At 58.2% G+C, this 20832-nt stretch carries 17 protein-coding genes; 10 read left to right on the top strand and 7 right to left on the bottom strand.

What is annotated here, in order from left to right; translation table 11 throughout:
• Positions 1–2 precede the first annotated feature (2 nt).
• From TX23_RS20300 to TX23_RS20280, 5 genes are read left to right on the top strand one after another with little or no spacing between them, the layout of a single operon-like run.
• Complete coding sequence (locus TX23_RS20300; protein WP_057703741.1) at positions 3–1991, top strand: heme lyase CcmF/NrfE family subunit; 1989 nt, start codon at positions 3–5, stop codon at positions 1989–1991.
• Entirely contained in the window at positions 1988–2524 is a 537-nt protein-coding gene (locus tag TX23_RS20295; protein ID WP_005786510.1) for a DsbE family thiol:disulfide interchange protein, read from the top strand. The genes TX23_RS20300 and TX23_RS20295 overlap by 4 nt, the downstream gene beginning before the upstream one ends.
• Positions 2521–2994, top strand: a complete 474-nt coding sequence (locus TX23_RS20290; protein WP_005786512.1) for a cytochrome c-type biogenesis protein — start codon at positions 2521–2523, stop codon at positions 2992–2994. Before TX23_RS20295 ends, TX23_RS20290 begins: the two co-directional genes overlap by 4 nt.
• Positions 2987–4177 (top strand): c-type cytochrome biogenesis protein CcmI, encoded by a 1191-nt coding sequence (ccmI, locus tag TX23_RS20285; RefSeq protein ID WP_057703740.1) that lies wholly within the window; start codon positions 2987–2989, stop codon positions 4175–4177. The genes TX23_RS20290 and ccmI overlap by 8 nt, the downstream gene beginning before the upstream one ends.
• Before the next feature lie 16 nt (positions 4178–4193).
• Positions 4194–4589, top strand: a complete 396-nt coding sequence (locus tag TX23_RS20280) for a hypothetical protein (RefSeq protein ID WP_057703739.1) — start codon at positions 4194–4196, stop codon at positions 4587–4589.
• Between the two features lie 173 nt (positions 4590–4762).
• Here TX23_RS20280 and TX23_RS20275 read toward each other — a convergent pair whose 3' ends face one another.
• Positions 4763–5038, bottom strand: a complete 276-nt coding sequence (locus TX23_RS20275; RefSeq protein WP_057703738.1) for a DUF6124 family protein — start codon at positions 5036–5038, stop codon at positions 4763–4765.
• Between the two features lie 487 nt (positions 5039–5525).
• Between TX23_RS20275 and phnN the strand changes: the two genes are divergently transcribed.
• The 5 genes from phnN (at position 5526) to TX23_RS20250 (ending at position 13564) form a co-directional block, all read left to right on the top strand.
• Positions 5526–6089, top strand: coding sequence for a phosphonate metabolism protein/1,5-bisphosphokinase (PRPP-forming) PhnN (gene phnN / locus TX23_RS20270; RefSeq protein ID WP_057703737.1), 564 nt, complete (start codon positions 5526–5528; stop codon positions 6087–6089).
• A gap of 418 nt (positions 6090–6507) precedes the next feature.
• Positions 6508–8049, top strand: coding sequence for a M10 family metallopeptidase C-terminal domain-containing protein (locus tag TX23_RS20265; protein ID WP_057703736.1), 1542 nt, complete (start codon positions 6508–6510; stop codon positions 8047–8049).
• Between the two features lie 300 nt (positions 8050–8349).
• Positions 8350–9474 (top strand): M10 family metallopeptidase C-terminal domain-containing protein, encoded by a 1125-nt coding sequence (locus TX23_RS27420; protein ID WP_082629661.1) that lies wholly within the window; start codon positions 8350–8352, stop codon positions 9472–9474.
• 751 nt (positions 9475–10225) lie between these two features.
• Positions 10226–11800, top strand: coding sequence for a M10 family metallopeptidase C-terminal domain-containing protein (locus tag TX23_RS20255; protein WP_057703734.1), 1575 nt, complete (start codon positions 10226–10228; stop codon positions 11798–11800).
• Between the two features lie 237 nt (positions 11801–12037).
• Complete coding sequence (locus TX23_RS20250) at positions 12038–13564, top strand: M10 family metallopeptidase C-terminal domain-containing protein (RefSeq protein ID WP_057703733.1); 1527 nt, start codon at positions 12038–12040, stop codon at positions 13562–13564.
• Between the two features lie 117 nt (positions 13565–13681).
• Here TX23_RS20250 and TX23_RS20245 read toward each other — a convergent pair whose 3' ends face one another.
• The 6 genes from TX23_RS20245 to TX23_RS20220 all read right to left on the bottom strand — a co-directional run bounded on the left by TX23_RS20245 (position 13682) and on the right by TX23_RS20220 (position 20794).
• Positions 13682–14878: an MFS transporter gene (locus TX23_RS20245; RefSeq protein ID WP_057703732.1), complete on the bottom strand. Its 1197-nt coding sequence runs from the start codon at positions 14876–14878 to the stop codon at positions 13682–13684.
• Between the two features lie 272 nt (positions 14879–15150).
• Positions 15151–16152 (bottom strand): sulfate ABC transporter substrate-binding protein, encoded by a 1002-nt coding sequence (locus tag TX23_RS20240; RefSeq protein ID WP_057703731.1) that lies wholly within the window; start codon positions 16150–16152, stop codon positions 15151–15153.
• 94 nt (positions 16153–16246) lie between these two features.
• Entirely contained in the window at positions 16247–17071 is an 825-nt protein-coding gene (locus TX23_RS20235; protein WP_057703730.1) for an ion transporter, read from the bottom strand.
• A 31-nt stretch (positions 17072–17102) separates the two neighbouring features.
• Positions 17103–17978, bottom strand: a complete 876-nt coding sequence (locus TX23_RS20230; protein ID WP_057703729.1) for an urea transporter — start codon at positions 17976–17978, stop codon at positions 17103–17105.
• A 130-nt stretch (positions 17979–18108) separates the two neighbouring features.
• On the bottom strand, positions 18109–19524 hold the full coding sequence (gene pyk, locus TX23_RS20225; protein ID WP_057703728.1) for a pyruvate kinase: 1416 nt from the start codon (positions 19522–19524) through the stop codon (positions 18109–18111).
• The gene (locus tag TX23_RS20220; protein ID WP_057703727.1) at positions 19514–20794 is read right to left on the bottom strand and encodes a glycerate kinase type-2 family protein; all 1281 of its coding nucleotides are present in this window, start codon (positions 20792–20794) and stop codon (positions 19514–19516) included. Before TX23_RS20220 ends, pyk begins: the two co-directional genes overlap by 11 nt.
• Between the last annotated feature and the right edge of the window lie 38 nt (positions 20795–20832).

Here is a 20832-nt window from a genome sequence, read left to right as displayed (position 1 = left end):
TGATGACGTCCGCATTGTTTATTCCTGAGTTGGGCCAACTGGCGATGATCCTCGCCCTGTGCTTTGCCGTGGTCCAGGCCATTGTTCCGTTGCTCGGCGCCTGGCGCGGCGACCGTTTGTGGATGAGCCTGGCGCAGCCGGCCGCCTGGGGCCAGTTTGCCTTCCTGCTGTTTGCCTTCGGTTGCCTGACCTACGCCTTCATGACCGACGACTTTTCCGTCGCCTACGTCGCGAACAACTCCAACAGCGCGTTGCCCTGGTACTACAAGTTCAGTGCGGTGTGGGGCGCCCACGAAGGTTCGTTGCTGTTGTGGGCGCTGATCCTCGGCGGCTGGACCTTTGCCGTGTCGGTGTTCTCGCGCCAATTGCCGCAAGTGATGCTCGCGCGCGTGCTGGCGGTGATGGGCATGATCAGCATCGGCTTCCTGTTGTTTCTGATCATGACCTCCAACCCGTTCAGCCGCATCCTGCCGCAGATCCCGGCAGACGGGCATGACCTCAACCCGCTGTTGCAGGATATCGGCCTGATCGTGCACCCGCCGATGCTCTACATGGGGTACGTGGGCTTTTCGGTGGCCTTTGCGTTTGCCATCGCTGCCTTGCTCGGCGGCCGCCTGGATGCGGCGTGGGCACGCTGGTCGCGGCCTTGGACCATCGTTGCCTGGGCCTTCCTTGGTATCGGTATCACCCTGGGCTCGTGGTGGGCCTACTACGAACTCGGCTGGGGTGGCTGGTGGTTCTGGGACCCGGTGGAAAACGCGTCCTTCATGCCCTGGTTGGTGGGCACGGCGCTGATTCACTCCCTGGCAGTGACTGAAAAGCGTGGCGTGTTCAAAAGCTGGACGGTACTGCTCGCCATCGCCGCGTTTTCCCTCAGCCTGCTTGGCACGTTCCTGGTGCGTTCGGGCGTGCTGACATCGGTGCATGCCTTTGCGTCGGATCCTGAACGCGGTGTGTTCATATTGATCTTCCTGCTGTTTGTGGTCGGCGGTTCCCTGACCCTGTTCGCCCTGCGTGCTCCGGTAGTCAAGAGCCAGGTCGGTTTCAACCTGTGGTCGCGGGAGACCCTGTTGCTGGGCAATAACCTGGTGCTGGTGGTGGCCGCGTCAATGATCCTGCTCGGCACCCTCTACCCGCTGGTGCTGGATGCCTTGAGCGGCGCCAAGCTGTCCGTGGGCCCGCCATACTTCAACGCTTTGTTCATCCCGTTGATGGGCCTGTTGATGGTGGTGATGGCGATCGGCGTGCTGGTGCGCTGGAAAGACACCCCGGTGAAATGGCTGGCCGGCATGTTGATGCCGGTGCTGCTGGGCAGCGTGGCCCTGGCAGTGATCGCCGGGTTCGCCTACGGCGACTTCAATTGGGCGGTACTCGCCACGTTCCTGCTGGCGGCCTGGGTGTTGCTGGCCGGTGTGCGGGACATCGTCGACAAGACGCGCCACAAAGGCCTGATCAAAGGCTTGCCCACCCTGACCCGCAGTTACTGGGGCATGCAGATCGCTCACATTGGCATCGCCGTGTGCGCTTTGGGCGTAGTGCTCTCCAGCCAGAACAGCGCCGAGCGCGACCTGCGCCTGGCGCCGGGTGAGTCCATGGACCTGGCCGGTTACCAGTTCATCTTCGAAGGCGCCAGGCACTTCGAGGGGCCGAACTTCACCTCGGATAAAGGCACCGTGCGCGTAGTGCGCAATGGCAAGGAAATCGCCGTATTGCACCCTGAAAAGCGCCTGTACACCGTGCAAAGTTCAATGATGACCGAAGCCGGCATCGACGCCGGTTTCACCCGTGACCTGTATGTGGCCCTGGGTGAACCCTTGGGCGACGGCGCCTGGGCGGTGCGGGTGCATGTCAAACCCTTCGTGCGCTGGATCTGGTTCGGCGGGTTGCTCACAGGCTTTGGCGGTTTGCTCGCCGCGCTGGACCGGCGTTATCGGGTCAAGGTCAAGAGCCGGGTGCGTGAAGCACTGGGCCTTTCGGGAGCTGCGGTATGAAGCGTTGGTTGATGGTGGTGCCGCTGGCGTTGTTCCTGCTGATGGCGGTGTTCCTGTATCGCGGGCTGTACCTGGACCCGGCCGAGTTACCCTCGGCGATGATCGGCAAGCCGTTTCCCGCGTTCAATCTGCCGACGGTACAGGGTGACAAGACCCTGACCCAGGCCGACCTGCAGGGTAAACCGGCGCTGGTCAACGTATGGGCCACCTGGTGCATATCTTGCCGCGTCGAACACCCGGTGCTGAACAAACTGGCCGAGAAGGGCGTGGTGATCTACGGCATCAACTACAAGGACGACAACGCGGCGGCCTTGAAATGGCTGGCCGAGTTTCATAACCCTTACCAGTTGGATATCCGTGATGAAGACGGCAACCTGGGGTTGAACCTGGGTGTCTACGGCGCGCCGGAAACCTTCTTCATCGATGCCAAGGGTGTGATCCGCGACAAGTTCGTCGGTGTGATCGACGAGGTGGTATGGCGTGAGCAACTGGCTGCCAAGTACCAGGCTCTGGTCGATGAGGCCAAGCCATGAAGCGTTGGTTAACCGCTGCCGTATTAGCCCTGGGCCTGGCCGGTGTGGCCCATGCCGCCATCGACACCTATGAATTTGCCAACGACGCCGAGCGTGAGCGCTTTCGCGACCTGACCAAGGAGCTGCGCTGCCCCAAGTGCCAGAACCAGGACATCGCCGACTCCAACGCCCCCATCGCCGCCGACCTGCGCAAAGAGATTTTCCGCATGTTGGGGGAGGGCAAGGACAACCAGCAGATCATCGACTTTATGGTCGATCGCTACGGTGATTTCGTGCGCTACAAACCGGCCCTTACCGGCAAGACCGCGCTGCTCTGGTTCGGCCCCGCGGGGCTGCTGCTGGCCGGCGTTGTGGTCATGGCCGTGATCGTGCGCCGTCGCCGCGCCGCGCCGACTGATGGCTCCGACGCGCTGTCCCCTGAAGAGCGTAAACGCCTCGACCAATTGCTGGACACCAAGACTGATGATTGATTTCTGGCTCGCAGCCGGCTTGCTGCTTCTGATTGCCCTGAGTTTCCTGTTGATCCCTGTACTGCGTGGTCGCCGCGCCCAGCGTGAAGAGGATCGCACCGCGCTGAACGTGGCGCTGTATCAAGAACGCGTCGCCGAGCTGCAACTGCAGCAGGACGAAGGTGTATTGAACGCCGTGCAACTGGATACGGGCCGCGCTGAAGCGGCCCGTGAGTTGCTGGCCGATACCGAGGGCGTGGAAAAGCCCCGTGAATCGCGCCTGGGCAAACCGCTGCCGTTTTTGGCGGCGTTTCTGGTGCCCGTGCTTGGCGTTGCGCTGTACCTGCACTATGGCGCGAGCGACAAGGTCGAACTGACCCGTGAATTCTCCCAGCCGCCCGTGTCCATGGCCGACATGACCCAGCGCCTGGAACGCGCCGCGGCGGCCCAGCCGGATTCGGCCGAAGGTCTGTACTTCCTCGGTCGCGCCTACATGGCTCAGGACCGCCCAGCCGATGCCGCCAAAGTCTTCGAGCGTACCGTGGCCCTGGCCGGGCGCCAGCCGGAACTGCTCGGCCAGTGGGCTCAGGCGCAGTATTTTGCCGACAACAAACAATGGTCACCCAAGGTCCAGGCTCTGACCGACGAAGCCTTGAAGCTCGATCCCAAGGAAGTCACCAGCCTTGGTCTGCTCGGTATCGCCGCCTTTGAAGGCCAGCGTTATCAGCAAGCCATCGACTACTGGAACCGTCTGTTGGCGCAACTGCCGCCCCAGGACAATTCCCGTATCGCGCTGCAGGGCGGGATTGACCGCGCAGCGGAGAAGCTCAAGGAGAGCGGTGGCAGCGTCGTGCAGGCGCCCAAGGCACTGCTCAAAGTGCGGGTGGATGTCTCCGCCGAGGTCAAGGCCAAAGCCCTGCCAACCGACAGCGTGTTCATCTTTGCCCGTGCCGTAAATGGCCCGCCGGCGCCACTGGCGGCCAAGCGCGTGACGGTCGGTGCGTTGCCGGTCACTGTAGAACTGGGTGATGCCGACGCGATGATGCCGCAGTTGAAACTGTCCAACTTCCCCGAAGTCCAACTGGTTGCGCGCATATCCCGGGCCGGTCAACCGACCACTGGCGAATGGATCGGCCGCAGCCAACCGCTGGCCAGCAGCACCACTGCGCTGCAGCAATTGACCATCGACACTCCGGACAAGTAATTCAGAGGAAACGCCCATGACCGCATTTGCACGCATCACCCTGCTCAGCCTGGTACTCGGCCTGAGTGCTTGTGCGGTCCATCGGCCACCTCCGGCGCCCACCGGCCCAACCATTCCGCCATCGGGCCCGTCGACCCAGCCAAGCACCAAGCCTTCCGGCCCGGTGACCCCGCCGCCCAAGCCACTGCCAAGCAAGTCCCCTACCTTCGCTCCACCACCGGGTGCTGCCAGCCACTGGGACGGCAAGATGCAGGTGTACGTACTGGACGACCAGCCCGACACCTTCTACCGCCAGCGCACCTACTACCGCTGGAGCAACGGCTGGAGCCGCTCCATCAGCCCCAACGGGCCCTGGGAAGAAACCAATGTGCAAGGCGTGCCGCCGGGGTTGAGCAAGCAATACGCGCAATGACAAAAGGCGACCTGAGGTCGCCTTTTTCATGCCTGTGAAATGCATTCTTCCAAACCCGAGAGGGCAATGTGGGAGGGTGCTTGCTCCCGATAGCATTGGGTCAGATCAATGATCTGCTGAATGTTATTGCGCCATCGGGAGCAAGCCCCCTCCCACAGTAGATCTGTGCGTCATCAAGTCACTGGACACTCTCGATTCAGCGCCTCATCCACCAACAACTGCGCAATCTCAATCATTTGGGCCATCGCCAGCACCTGCTTGCGGCCTGAACCTTCCAAATGCTCGGCACAGTCGTACGCGCACACAGTCGCCGACTCAAGCATTTCGCTGGCATTGCTCAAAGCCGCTTCGGTGTTGAGACCGGGTCGGACGGTGAAGATAAGGTTGGGTGGAGTTTGTGGTGCAGCATCCGAGGTGGATGGCGGGGGATTTGGAGTAGCTTTTTTCATGCAGTAAATCTCCATTCAGTTGGAGCTCACCGCGTCTGCGACCAAGCAGAAGGGTGGCGAGCTGTACGCAGGTTGGTCGACCAGGGAATGGAAACCCGGCAGGGCCCTAAGCCCTCCCGCGCACGGCTCGCCATAACGCGAACACAATAATGCCGCTTGCGCGGCACTGTGCGCCATTCTAACCCAGGCGACCAAGCCTGACCGCTGATGAGCAGCGATTGCGAGAGGCTAACGGTGTGTTATAGCGACTGCAAGCCATAGAGATCGTAGGAAAGTTCCTGTGCGGATCACAGGTATTCTTCCAAACCCGAGAGGGCAATGCGGGAGGGTGCGCGGCAGGGTCCACATCCGGTAATGTGGCGGCCGCCGGCCTGGCTGGCAAAAAATTGCTGGATATACTTTCCTGTGACCCTTATCTGGCGCAGGCCAGTCGCTGCGAAGAGTTACCGGGGCGCAACAAGTCTGGAACACGCCAAGAGGATTTTTGATGACGGGCAGGTTGATCTATCTCATCGGGCCATCGGGTTCAGGCAAGGACAGCCTGCTGGAGGCTGCACGCTTGCGCTTGCAGGCGCGTGGTTGTCGCATGGTGCGCCGGGTGATCACACGCTCGGCGGAGTCGGTGGGCGAAGCGGCGCAAGGGGTGAGCCCGCAGGCGTTTGCGCGGATGGACGCCGAGGGCGCGTTTGCCTTGAGCTGGCAGGCCAACGGCTTGTCGTATGGCATCCCCAGGGAAATCGACGACTGGCTGGCTGCGGGGGACGATGTGCTGGTCAACGGCTCTCGCGCTCACCTGGCGCAGGCCCGTGAGCGTTACCCCACGTCGCTGGTATTGCTACTGACGGTCGATCAAGCCGTGTTGCGTCAACGTCTGCTCGCACGCGGACGTGAGTCGTTGGCGGACATCGAAGAGCGCTTGGCGCGCAACGCGCGATTTACCGCCGAGTTGATTGCCGGAAACGGCGCGGGCTTGTTCGTGCTGGATAACTCAGGCCCTCTGGAACACACCGTCGAGCGCCTGCTGTGTTGCCTGGATCACGAATGCTCGTGAGCCTCGCGGGTAGTGCGCGGCATGTCGCGGTAGGGCAGGGCATCCCATTTATGTAAGGCGTGGCCATGCTCAACTATCGGATCAGAACACAGGCGTTCAGCTTTTTTTCTTTGGGATGTTTGAGTGGGTTTCTTGATGTTTGAGGCTCAACTGTTGACCCATTTAATTTAATTAGTTTCAATATTTTTCTTTTTTGATTATCAGGGTTCCGTGCTTATTGATATGTACGAGTGTGTCGCGCTAATGAAAACTTGTACGATTTTTTTGCTGGCGTGTTTATCGCGTGTTGTTGTAATTAAATAGCAGTAGTGAAGGTGTTTTAAATATGGGACTTTTATCGGGCTGGCAACGGATCAGTCAGTGTCGGTAATTCATACATGGACGGGTAACTCTTCACTGTTGAGAGTATCAATACACGATGCATATCCCTTCCAGGCATTCTGCCCCCGAGCAGTCCCCAGCGACGTCGCATTTCAATTTATCCAGCGCCGAGCGCAATATTCTGAGCTGGGCGAATAATAAAAGAAGCTTTACCACGGATCAGGCGGCCAAACATATTACGCGCAAGGGGCACAAGTTTCATGACCTTAATAGAGATGGAAAAGTTGTAGTGAGTTTCAACTTTGCAGGCGGCTTCAACGCTGCTCAGAAAGCGTGCGCCAGACAAGCCCTGAAATACTGGGAGGATGTAGCCAATATCAAATTTGTAGAAGGCGGATCGAACACCGACGGCACGATCAGCATCAGGGGTATAGGGGGAACGTCAGGCGTGGCGGGGCTACCTAACCAGCATTACAACAAAGTGGAGGCCAGGATCGGCACCAGTGGTGCACACAACCCGACAATGAACAGCCATTTCCTCGGGTTGTTGATCCATGAGTTGGGCCACACCCTGGGGTTGAGTCATCCGGGCGGATACAATGGCTCGGGCACCTACTCCCGCTCTGCCGAATATGCACAGGACACCAAGGCTCGCAGTGTCATGAGTTATTGGTCGGAGACTTATCAGCCAGGGCATAACTTTGCCGGGCAAAGCCCGGTGGCGCCAATGATGGATGATATTGCCGCTGCCCAGCAGCTTTACGGCGCGAATACAAACACCCGCAATACCGATACCACCTACGGCTTCAACTCCAACACCGGCCGGGACTTTTATAGCCTCAAGCACGGAAGTGACAAGCCGATTTTCACCGTTTGGGACGGCGGTGGTACCGACACGCTCGACTTCTCCGGCTTCACCCAGAACCAAACCATCAACCTCAAGGCCGAGACATTTTCGGATGTAGGTGGCTTGCGGGGGAATGTGTCGATTGCCAAGGGGGTGAGCGTGGAAAACGCCATTGGTGGCTTTGGCGACGATACCTTGATGGGCAACGAAGGGAATAATCGCCTCACGGGCGGCCGGGGCGCAGATAGGCTGCACGGCGGGGCCGGGGCGGACACGTTTGTCTATCAGCGCGTCAGCGATTCGACGCCGCAGAATCCGGATATCATCCAGGATTTCCAAAGCGGGATCGACAAGATTGACCTGACCGGAGTGCTTGGGGCGGTGGGGCTCAAGTCGTTGAGCTTTGCCGATCAATTCAGCGGCAGTGCAGGTGCGGCCGTGCTTGGCCGCGATCCCAAAACTGGCCGTTACACCCTGGCGGTGGATACGACAGGCAATGGTACGGCGGACCTGTTGGTGGTCAGCCAACACCCGATAAAACAGACGGATGTGATTTGGAACAATCAGTCGCCAGCAGTGATTGCGCCTTCTGATACCACCCTTACTCCTGTTTCCGTTCTTCCCGTAGCTACCGTTCTGCCGCCCGACTCAGATACGGCTCCAAACACGCATACAGACACGGATCCGGATCCGGGGCCCGAGCCGTCACCCTGGCCTGGAATGGGGGTTATCAAGAAAGTGGCTTCGGTTTTCAAACGTATGCTGAACGGAGTGTTCTCGATCTTCAGGTAGAACAATACTGTTAATGAATAACCCGTGGCTCGGTAGGGTTGTGAGAGGTCACTGTTTGAAATACATAGGTCTGTATTATTGGTTGTATGTTGATGTGTCGGTTGGATGATGTTTTCTTAGGTTCTATTCTCTGTGGTGCGTACGTTTTAGTTTGAAATAAATAGGCTGTTGTGAGGTTTTTTTGTTTGTGCGAATTTAGCCGCGCCTTAATCGTGTGAGCGTATGTTTTGTACGTATGTTCCAGTCATGCGATGGATGGTAATTATTTGAGCTGATATATAATTTGGAGAATATTGAATTATGAATGTATATGGTTCTGGTGTGGGTTCGCAGATGTATAACACTTCAGCATTCCCCCGCTTCCTGCCGCAGGGTGCGGCTGGCGAATCGACGATGTCCAGATATTCCGGCGAGCGCACCGTACACTATCGCGGTTATTCATCCTCTGCTGGGCGCTTCTCGGAATTCAAGGAGGTCGAGAGCCGCGCGCCAGGCAATAACGGAGTGCCGCCCCTGCCGTTCTTCAGAAACGAACAAACTCGGGAATTCACCCATCATTCCTGGATGAGCGAAGCCTCCAGGAACACCGTTAGCAAGTTCACAGATTATCACGGAAAACCTAGGCAGGTTTTCAAGGGTCGCGGCGAATGGGTCGAACCTTACCCACTTGCGCAATTAGAGCCACGGCCAAATGCGAGACCATTGGTTCAGGCACGCCCGACACCAGAGGCAACGGCCTATGTAAAGCCCGTGCTGAATGAAGTGTCTACGCAGTATTTTCCGGGGGATACCGTGTATGGCTTCAATTCAAATACCCGAAATCCCGATATGTCGTTCACCTCGACCTATGACACACCGTGGTTCAGGGTTGAGGATATACAGGGTAACGATACATTGGACTTCTCCGGGTTCAGGCAGCATCAAGTCATAAACCTGGGTGCTGGTACCTGTTCCAGCGTGGGTGGGCTGGTTAATAATGTTCAGGTCAGCATTGGATCGGTCATTGAAAATGCTATCGGCGGTTCAGGCGATGATCGGATCCTGGGCAATGCATCCAACAATGTACTGACCGGTGGTGAGGGCGCGGATATATTAAGCGGCGGTGGTGGGAGCAATACCTTCAAATATAATACGGCGTCGGATTCTACCTTCGCGAAGGCTGACCTGCTGACGGATTTCAAGGCCGGTTGGGACAAGATCGATTTAAGGGGTATGGCTGCGACGGCCGGCGTCGAGTTGAACCTCGTGACCAGGTTCACGGGCCGACCTGGCGATACCATTATTAAATTCAACCAGCAGAGCGGACGCTATTACCTTGCGGTTGACCTCTCGGGTGATCAAAGAAGTGACTTTCTGATAAAGAGCACTCGGCCTTTCGGCCCGCGAGACGTAATGGGATGGCATAACATGCCTATTCAGGCGTGAACGATGTGAACCCATACCCGCGTTGCTAGGGTTCTATGCGGTAGACAATCATTTTTCACTTTTATCTACAGGCTTGAAACGCGGGTGACGTCGCGTTCAAGTCTGTTTTTTTTTGCCTTGCAGTATCAAGGCATATGCTCATGCGCTCGTCAGGCCATCAGAGCCTGATGCATTCTCTCCGCTCGCTTGGCAGCGTCTTCGCCATCTATAGGGTTCTCCTCACTGCCTGACGTTCTACAAGCGACCGGATATTGGGTTGTAAGATCGTTCACTCACGGATGTACATAACGTTATGGTTATTAGGCAGAAATAATACTTAAAGATCATAAGTGTGGGAATTTCGTTAACGCTGCGTGCTGAGGCGTTTTCGCTGTACACCGAACGATAGAGTAGAAGTGGCTGAGTAATCGACTTGAGGGTGGGGGGTGTTATCTAATTGTGAGTAATAGTCTGACAACATTTCAACGTCTGTTTTGTTTTTGGTTTTTTATTTTCAATAAGATCAGCAGGTTGCGATGAGGTCTAAAAGACATCATGTGCTTGTATGATTTCCATTTTTTTCAGTTGTACGTTCAAAGTGTGTTCAGGCTTTAGAGTGTGTCGGCGTGAATTAATTTGCGCGTGGTGTGAATGAGAGTGATGTGAGAACTTAGCGATGTACCGACGACTGACACCGTTTCTGTTCGCGGTATTTAGTCTTTCGGGTGTGGCGATTGTTACTTTGAATTTGGTTGTATGAGGGATTTGGCTTATGAGCTCGTTAATAGCGCCAGCTGCTCAAGTCGGTGTTTATGAAAAACTTGATCCCAGTCGTCATGTTAGTTTTGCCAGGGCCGTTGATGGGCCTGGCGAGGGGTATACTTTACACAGTAAGAAGAGGGAGTTAACGACGGAGCAGGCCGGTAAACAAATCGCTCGACATGGTCAACGTTTTAGTGATCGCAACAACGATAAAAAAATCGATTTGTCGTATCGTATTTCCAAGGGCTTCACTGCGCAGCAGGCGGATCATGCCAGGCAGGCCATGCAGTCTTGGGCGGATGTCGCCAATGTGACCCTCGCTGAAAATCCACAATACGCTGACGGCCACATAGATATCAATGATATGCCTGGAACGTCGAAGGGTGAGGCCTCTTTGCCCAACAAGTATGTAAGTCATGTGCTTGCAAATATTGGAACGGCGAATACAGAGGAGAATCCCAAAATCGGGAGTTTTTTCCGCACAATGCTTGTCCATGAAATAGGGCACACTCTCGGCCTAACTCATCCTGGTGATTATGATGGTTCTGCCGACTATGGGCGTGACGCAGTGTATGCGGGAGATACCAAGGCGCGCTCGGTGCTGAGTTATTTCTCGGAGAAAAATCAGCCCGGACACGATTTCAACTCAAAGCTACCTTCTGTACCGTTGATGGATGATATTGCCGCCATCCAGCAGGTATACGGGGCAAATACCAAAACCCGTAATACCGATACGACCTATGGGTTCAACTCCAATACCAACCGCGAAGCATTGAGTCTGAAGGGGGCGAACGACAGTCCTATCTTCTGCGTGTGGGATGGCGGTGGGAACGACACATTGGATTTCTCCGGGTTTGCACAGGACCAGAAGATCAATCTCAATGCGGAGTCATTTTCAGATGTTGGAGCGTTGAAGGGGAATGTCTCTATCGCCAAGGGCGTTGTACTTGAAAACGCAGTGGGGGGTTACGGCAATGACGCCCTGGAAGGTAATGAGGTCGCTAATCGCCTCAAAGGCGGCGGTGGAGCGGACAGATTACGCGGGGGCGGTGGAGGGGACACTTTCGTTTATGACCGGGCAAGTGAATCAACCCCGGACAATCCCGACGTCATTCTGGATTTTGAGAGCGGCACAGACAAGATTGATCTCTCGGGTATCCTGAAAGCGTCAGGCATTAGTGCGCCAAAGGTTGTCGATCATTTAAGCGGTCATCCAGGCCAAGTCGTGCTCAAGTATGACGAGGGCAGTGGCGAGGGTAGCCTGGCCCTGGATGTGACGGGCAATGGTAAAGCCGATTTGCTGATAAAAAGCATTGGTCGGATTAAAGCCGGTGATGTGATGGGGCACGACGGTAGTCCGCAGCCGCATTCCAAACCAACGGATTCCAAGCCGCGTACTGAACCCACGGCCCCCACGTTGGAGCCATGCCCTGAGCCTGAAGACCCCAAGCCGGTGTCATGCTATGCACCAAGTGGAAAGCTTCGCTCGATACTGCTGCCAGCCCTTGAGCAGTTTGTATTTACCGAGCAGGCGTGGCGGGTCGAACAGTTCAAACGTGCGAATACGATAAGAACGTTAAAATAAAGTGCGGTAACTAGTCTGTTTGTCCTGGTGTTGTGTTTTGTCCGTATTTATATCGGCTGCATTATGTTGCGCGCTGTTTGACAAGTGTCGCTGCACGTAAGGTTTTCAGTGTGTAAAAGATTCGCTCTTTTGCTGTGTTTGTACGTTGGGCAAAACGAAGTAGCAAGGATTCGTAAATAATAGTGTTTGCGAAGTGTTGGTTGTTGTTTTTATATCACTCATCGAGAAGGTAACGTTATGATTAATTTGAATGCGCCCGTTTTAAATCTTCAGGTAGCTAACCATGTCGCTCAGCAGTCGTTACCTGCGGCACTGCCTGGCAACAATGAAGCCAGTAGCGCGCATAATCATGAGCACTCAACTATCGGGTTGACCCCCTCAAAACATTCCATACTGCTGAATGTATCTGAGCAGGTACCAGGCGAGCTCACCACCCAGCCTCGTTTCTTCGGATCGAGCGCCCATCTCGGTGCGTCCCCCAGGCTGCTGCAACTTGGCGAGGTCGCCACTTCCACTTTGTCTTTTTCGTTCGTCTCTGGGTTTGGCACTCATGTACTTAAGTGTGAAACCAAGCCTCAAGGGGATCATCCCAAGGCCAACGTCGATAAAACACCCAAGGACGAGCCCAAGGCCAACGTCGATAAAACGCCCAAGGACGAGCCCAACGCTGGCGTCGATAAAACGCCAAAGGACCAGCCCAACGCTGGCGTCGATAAAACGCCAAAGTCCGAGCCCAAGGTTGGCGTCGACAAAGCGCCAAAGGACGAACCCAACGCTGGCGTCGCTAAAACGCCCAAGGACGAACCCAACGCTGGCGTCGCTAAAACGCCCAAGGACGAGCCCAACGCTGGCGTCGATAAAGCACCAAAGGCCGAGCCCAAGGTTGTCGCCGATAAAGCGCCAAAGGCCGAGCCCAAGGTTGTCGCCGATAAAGCGCCAAAGGCCGAGCCCAAGGTTGTCGCCGATAAAGCGCCAAAGGCCGAGCCCAAGGTTGTCGTCGATAAAACGCCAAAGGCCGAGCCCAAGGTTGTCGTCGATAAAGCGCCAAAGGCCGAGCCCAAGGTTGTCGCCGATAAAGCGCCAAAAGACGAGACCAAACCAGGCCGCAACTCCAACTCGGATGACACTGTCTACGGTTTCAACTCCAACACCGGAAAGCCAGAGATGACCCTCACATCCGCTTCCGACAAACCAGACTTTACCGTTTGGGATGACCGAGGCAACGATACGTTCGACTTCTCCGGTTTCAAGCAGGATCAGTCGATTGACTTGCGAGGTGGTTCGCGCTCAAGCGTAGGTGGGATGAAAGAGAACGTCAGGATCGCCGAGAAGACGGTGATCGAAAACGCGATCGGTGGTCAGGGTAACGATCGGATCATTGGCAACAGTGCGGACAACGTACTGATCGGTGGGGGAGGGAGCGACACGCTGGTCGGCGGAGGTGGCTGGAATACGTTCAAGTTCAATGCCTTCACGGACTCCAGCCGCACCAATGCCGATCTACTGGTGGACTTCAACACGGGTCAGGACAAGATAGATTTGTCGCAAATGGCCATCGACGGCAAGGTCGCGTTTAACTTCGTTGATAGCTACAGCGGTAAAGCGGGCGACACTATTATCAAGTTCAATCCGCAATCGGGCCGCTATCTGCTGGCGATAGACCTGGATGGCGATGGCAAGACCGATTTCCTGATTAAAAGCACGCGAATGATCAGCCCGGAAGATGTCATCGGGCTGAACATCAAGGATGACGGTTATCTCTGATGGGTTAATGACGGTTTTCCAGAATCGTCATTGCATGAGGTAAAGCTGGGCAGGACTGATCAGTAGTTGATCCAGTCCTGCCCTTTTGTGCGTGATAAAAAGTCTTGATGAGAGCGCTCAGGCGGTAGTCACAGCGACTTTACGGGAAGTACCGAGGAACCTTAGCAACGCCACCAGTGGGAAAGCACTGCCCACCAGCATCACACTCAGCCAGCCGCCGTGTTCATACACGCTGCTGGCAATGGCCGAGCCGAACGCGCCGCCGATGAAAATGCTGGTCATGTACAGCGCGTTGAGGCGGCTGCGGCTGTGGGCATCGAGGGCGTAGACAGCGCGCTGGCCGAGCACCATGTTCATCTGCACGCAGAAGTCCAGGACCACGCCGGTCACTGCCAGGCCGATCACGCTGTACAACGGATGCACGAACGCCGGCAGGAAACTCAGCGCCCCAAACAGCATCGCCAGCAGCGAGGCGCGGTGCGTGTGGCCGGCATCGGCGAGGCGACCAGCGATGGGCGCGGCGATGGCGCCCAGCGCCCCCACCAGGGCGAACAGCGCAATTTCACTTTGGCTCAGGCCATGGTTGCGCGCCAGCTCCAGCGGAGCAGCGGTCCAGAACAGGCTGAAGGCGGCAAACATGCACGCCTGGTAAAACGCACGCTGGCGCAATACCGGCTGCTCACGCAGCAAGGTGCCCAGGGAGCGCAGCAATTGGGCGTAGCTGGCGCTGTGATCGGGTTGGCGCTTGGGAATGGTCAGCATCAGCACCACGCTGATAAACGCCATCAAGGCGGCGGCGGCCATAAACATCGCACGCCAGCCGAAGTGGTCAGCCACTACGCTGGACACTGGCCGCGCCAGCAGAATACCCAGCAGCAAGCCGCCCATGATGCTGCCGACTACACGACCACGGGATTCGGCAGGCGCCAGGTGCGCGGCGAGCGGGATCAGGATCTGCACCGATACCGAACTGAAACCGATCAGCAGCGACACCAGCAGGAACAGGTTGGGCTGTTCAGTGAGCGCTGCGCCCAACAGGCTCGCGATAGCCACCACAGTGGTGAAGATCATCAGTCTGCGATTTTCCAGCAGATCACCCAGCGGCACCAGGAAGAACAAGCCCAGGGCATAACCGATTTGCGTCAGCGACACGATCAGGCTGGCCATCGCCGGCGTCAGGCCAATGTCCGGCGCAATCAGTTCGATGATGGGCTGCGCGTAGTAGATATTGGCGACGATGGCGCCGCAGCAAAACGCGAACAGCATGACCATGCCCCGGGTCATGGTGCCTGTAGCGTGAGAAGTTGCGTTCATGGTGTGCTCGTAAGGCGAAGGACGATGGGGTGAGAGAGTAAAGGTAAGGGCCGTTAGTGAGTAGGCTGCTTGTGGTGATACCTGTCATGCCGCGAAATAATGCCCCAACCACCCTATAAATGTGGAAGGGGCTTGTCCCCAATGCCTGTAGGAGCGAGCTTGCTCGCGAAAAACGTCAACGATTACGCGTGTTTTCTGAATAAACGCGGCGCCTATGGATTTTTCGCGAGCAAGCTCGCTCCTACAGGCGTTACAGCAAGCTCCCTTAACGCTTATTGGCCAGAGTAGATCTGGTCAAACACCCCACCATCATTGAAGTGGGTCTTCTGCACCGTGCGCCAGTCACCAAAGGTTTTTTCTACCGACAGGAAGTCCACCTTCGGAAAACGGTCGGTGTACTTGGCCAGCACCTTCGGGTCTCGTGGGCGCAGGTAGTTGTTGGCCGCAATTTCCTGACCCTCTGGCGACCACAGGTACTTGAGGTAGTCTTCGGCGGCGGCACGGGTGCCTTTCTTCTCGACCACTTTATCGACCACCGACACAGGCGGCTCGGCTTCGGCGGAAACGCTTGGATAGATGACTTCGAACTGATCGCGGCCAAACTCACGGGCGATCATTTCCGCTTCGTTCTCAAAGGTCACCAGCACATCGCCGATCTGGTTGGTCATGAACGTAGTGGTCGCGGCACGCCCGCCGGTGTCCAGTACCGGTGCCTGTTTGAACAGCTTGCCGACGAAGGTCTTGGCTTTTTCTTCGTCGCCGCCGTTCTTGAGCACATAACCCCAGGCCGACAGGTAGGTGTAGCGGCCATTGCCCGAGGTTTTCGGGTTGGGCACGATCACCTGCACGCCATCCTTGAGCAGGTCCGGCCAATCTTTAAGGGCTTTGGGGTTGCCTTTGCGCACGATGAATACGGTCGCGGAGGTGAACGGCGCGCTGTTGTTCGGCAGACGCGTGACCCAGTTGTCCGGCACCAGCTTGCCGTTGTCGGCCAGGGCATTGATGTCGGTGGCCATGTTCATGGTGATCACGTCAGCGGGCAGGCCGTCGATTACCGAGCGCGCCTGTTTGCTGGAGCCGCCAAAGGACATCTGCAGCGTCAGCTTGTCGTCCGGGTGCTCGGCTTCCCAGTGCTTCTGAAAGGCGGCGTTGTAGTCCTTGTAGAAGTCGCGCATCACGTCGTACGAGACGTTGAGCAGGGTGGTCGCTGCCTGGGCGGAGCCCGCCAAGGCCAGGCCGGCGGCCAGAAGAGAGGCGCTGAGGATTTTTTTCACTGCTCATTCCTTGTTGTTCGAGAAGAGGGGAGGCAATTTGCCAGCGACTATAGCCGGGCCTGCATAGACCTTTAAAGATTAAAACGAACTTTGCTTATTCCAGTTTATGGAAAAGATTGCTGCCGCAGCGCGAGCAAAACGCGGCGTTGGGTTCATGGCTGTCCTTCGTGCACACTGGGCAGTCGGTATGCAGCTGCTCACCGCGCATGGCACTGGCCAGTTCGGCGGTAAAAATGCCCGTCGGCACGGCGATGATCGAGTAACCGGTAATCATCACCAGCGACGAAATCACCTGGCCCAGGGGCGTCTTGGGCACGATATCGCCGAAGCCCACGGTAGTCAGGGTCACGATGGCCCAATAGATGCCCTTGGGAATGCTGGTGAAGCCATGTTCCGGGCCTTCGATCACGTACATCAAGGTACCGAACACCGTCACCAGCGTGCACACACTGACCAGAAACACCACGATCTTCTGCTTGCTGCCGCGCAGCGCCGCCATCAAATAATTGGCTTGCTTGAGGTACGGGCTGAGCTTGAGCACGCGGAAGATCCGCAGCATCCGGATAATACGGATGATCAGCAGGTACTGCGCATCGCTGTAGTACAGGGCAAGGATGCCGGGGACGATGGCCAGCAAGTCCACCAGGCCATAAAAGCTGAAGGCATAGCGCAACGGCTTGGGTGAGCAATACAGGCGCAGGCCGTACTCGATGGCGAAGATCAGCGTGAAGCCCCACTCGATATAGGCCAGCACATCCGCGTAGTTCTGGTGGATCTGGTCGATGCTGTCGAGCATCACGATCACCAGGCTTGCCAGGATGATCAACAGAAGGATGCCGTCAAAGCGCCGCCCGGCGACGGTATCGCTTTGAAATACCATGATGTAGAGCCGCTGGCGCCAGTCGTTGTTGCTGTCCATAAGTCCTGCCTGAAGCGAATATCGAGCAAGCCTAGGGGGATTCGAACGGGCTGTCCATGCGGGGTTTGTGCAACAACCGGTGGCCGGCGCGCACCAGCCAGCAGGCGAGGATAAACGGTGCAGTCAGCGCGGGCAGGTGCAGGGCGGCGAAGCCTGGCGTAAGCAGGATGGCCAGGCCGATGCCCAGCAGCGGCATCCACGGCTGGCGCCGTAACGGGCTCAGGGCCAGAGCCGCCAATGCCGGGTTATAGCTGTGCAGGCCGAGCAGGGCGCCGCAAGTTTCGTTTAACCCAAGAGCGGCCAGTACGCCGAGACTGGCGCCGCACAAAGCCCATGCGGCCGCACGGCGGTCAGCCAACAGCAAGCCCAGGGCGATTAAAAGGCCTGCCAGGGGCTGCTCCATCAGCATGATCTGCCCAAGGCCGGTAAAAGGTGCTGCGAGTAGAGCGAACATGTCGGCCTGGATCGGCGCAAGCGTACTTTGGGGGGCATGGCCGAGCAGCAGCCAGCCGAGGCCAACAAAGGGCGCGGTATAGGCAGGCAAGTCGTGGGGGTGGCTCGCGTGTTTCAACCATTGGCGGGTGAGGATCGCGCTCAAGCCGCCGCCCGCCAGGATCAACGGCGGCACCAGCGCCGACCAGGCAAATTGTTGGCTGATCAACAAGCCCAGCAGTACGCCGTTGTAGCTGTACAGCCCGGCCTGACGCTCAGCCTTGGGATACCCCCGGCGCTGGGCGGTGAGCAAACCGGCGACACCGCCCAGCAAAGCACCGCCCAGCAAGGCCGGGGCGCCGATCAGGATCGCCAGCAGGCACAGCAGGCCGCACAGCGGGTGGCGCTGCAGGAAAATCTGGCTGAAGCCGTTGAGCAGGGCTTCGGCCCAGTCGGGGCAGGTTGGGTTGTGCATTTGGGTTGAGTCAATAAGACCGAGTTGCCCTCATCGCAGGCAAGCCAGCTCCCACATTTGATTGATGTTCGACATGCAAACTCGATCAAATGTGGGAGCTGGCTTGCCCGCGATGAGGCCCTGACAGGCGCTAAATCAGCGTCTCTATACGCAGCGAATTGGTGGACCCCGGCTGCCCGAACGGCACCCCTGCGGTTATCACCAGGGTATCGCCACGCTGCGCCATACCCTGGGCCTGGGCAATTTCCAGCGCGGTGGAACACACCTCATCCACCTGGCGCAGCCGATCATTGACCACCGAATGCACGCCCCACGCCACGCTCAAGCGTCGCGCCGTGGACAGGTTCGGGGTGAGGTTGAGGATCGGCGCCACCGGCCGTTCCCGCGCCGCGCGCAAGCTGGAACTGCCTGACTCGCTGTAATTCACCAGCACCGCCACCGGCAGGATGCTGCTGATGCGGCGGATCGCGCAGCTGATGGCGTCCGACACCGTGGCATCCGCCTTGGGCCGGCTGACGTCCAGTTGCGCCTGGTAATCCGGGCCGTTTTCCACCTGGCGGATGATCTTGCTCATCATCTGCACGGCTTCCAGCGGGTACTCGCCCGACGCGGTTTCCGCCGACAGCATCACAGCGTCGGCACCTTCAGCCACCGCGTTGGCGACATCGGTGACTTCGGCGCGGGTGGGTGCCGGAGAGAAGCGCATGGATTCGAGCATCTGCGTGGCCACCACCACCGGCTTGCCCAGTTGGCGGCAGGTGCTGATGATGTCTTTCTGAATCTGCGGCACGCTCTCGGCCGGCACTTCCACGCCCAAATCACCCCGGGCCACCATGATCGCGTCACTCAGTTCGGCGATTTCACGCAACCGTTGCACCGCCGAAGGCTTTTCGATCTTGGCCATCAAAAACGCTTTATCGCCGATCAGCTCGCGGGCTTCGCGGATGTCTTCCGGGCGCTGCACAAACGACAGCGCCACCCAGTCCACACCCAGCTCCAGGCCGAAGCTCAGGTCGCGGCGGTCTTTGGCGGTGAGTGGGCTCAGTTCCAACAGCGCTTGTGGGACGTTCACACCTTTGCGGTCAGACAGTTCGCCGCCATTGAGCACGGTGGTGTCGATGGCGTCGGCGTGTTTGGTGATTACCCGCAGGCGCAGCTTGCCGTCGTCCAGCAGCAGGTCCATGCCCGGCTCCAGGGCCGCGATGATTTCCGGGTGGGGCAGGTTGACCCGGCGTTGATCGCCTGGCGTCTCATCCAGATCCAGGCGCAGCGCCTGGCCACGCACCAGTTGCACCTTGCCCTCGGCGAAACGACCGACCCGCAGCTTCGGCCCTTGCAGGTCCATGAGGATACCGAGCGGGTAGTTGAGCTGGCGCTCGACCTGGCGAATCCACTGGTAGCGCTGGGCATGGTCGGCGTGGTCGCCGTGGCTGAAGTTGAGGCGGAAGATATTAACCCCGGCCTGCACCAGTTCGCGGATGTCATCGATACCGTCGGTGGCCGGGCCCAGGGTGGCGAGGATTTTGACCTTCTTGTCAGGCGTCATGGTTGGCAGTCTCAAGGATCAGGATGGCGCGGAAGTCGTTGACGTTGGTGCGGGTCGGCTCGGTGACGATCAAGTCGCCCAGGGCGGCGAAATAGCCGTAGCCGTTGTTGTTATCCAACTCGTCGCTGGCGCTCAGGCCGAGGGCTTCGGCACGGCGGTAGCTGCATGGGGTCATGATCGCGCCGGCATTGTCTTCCGAGCCGTCGATGCCGTCGGTGTCGCCGGCCAGGGCGTACACGCCGGGCAGGCCCTTGAGGCTGTCGGTGAGGCTGAGCAGGAATTCGGCATTGCGCCCGCCACGGCCATTGCCGCGCACGGTGACGGTGGTTTCGCCGCCGGAGAGGATCACGCACGGCGCTGCCAATGGCTGACCATGCTGCACAATCTGCCGGGCGATGCCGGCATGTACCTTGGCCACTTCCCGCGCTTCACCTTCCAGGTCACCGAGGATCAGCGGGCTGAACCCTGCTCGGCGGACCTTCACGGCCACGGCTTCCAGGGATTGCTGAGGGCGGGCGATCAATTGGAAGTGGCTGCGGGCAAGTATCGGGTCGCCAGGCTTGACGGTTTCCGAGGCGGGGTTTTGCAACCAATTGCGCACCGAGGCGGGCGCGTCGATGCCGTAGCGCTTTAGGATTGCCAAGGCCTGTTGCGAGGTGCTCGGATCACCGACGGTTGGCCCCGAGGCGATCACCGTGGCCTGGTCACCCGGCACATCGGAAATCGCGTAGGTGTACACGGTGGCCGGCCACGCGGCCTTGGCCAGTCGCCCGCCCTTGATCGCCGAAAGGTGCTTGCGCACGCAATTCATCTCGCCAATGGTGGCGCCGGATTTGAGCAGGGCTTTATTGATGCTTTGCTTGTCGGCCAGGCTGATGCCTTCGGCGGGCAAGGCCAGCAGTGCGGAACCGCCGCCGGACAGCAGGAAGATCACGCGGTCGTCTTCGCCCAGGTTGCTGATCAGCGCCAGTACGCGTTGAGCCACGGCCAGGCCGGCAGCATCCGGTACCGGATGGGCTGCTTCGACCACTTCGATTTTTTTGCAGGGCGCGCCATGGCCGTAGCGGGTGACCACCAGGCCCGAGACGTCGCCCTGCCAGCAGTCTTCGACGACCAGCGCCATGGCGGCCGCGGCCTTGCCGGCGCCGATCACGATCACTCGACCACTGCGGTCGGCAGGCAGATAGGGTTCAAGGACTTGCCGGGGGTGGGCGGCGTCGATGGCTGCGGCAAACAGCTCACGAAGCAGGTGTTGCGGATCGACCGACATAAGCGGGCTCCCGGGGGATTCTTGTTATTAGAGGTGCA

It is taken from the genome of Pseudomonas paralactis (assembly GCF_001439735.1).
GTDB classification, from domain to species: Bacteria; Pseudomonadota; Gammaproteobacteria; order Pseudomonadales; family Pseudomonadaceae; genus Aquipseudomonas; species Aquipseudomonas paralactis.
Note: the sequence above shows the minus strand (reverse complement) of the source record. Positions and strands in the feature narration are given on the sequence as shown.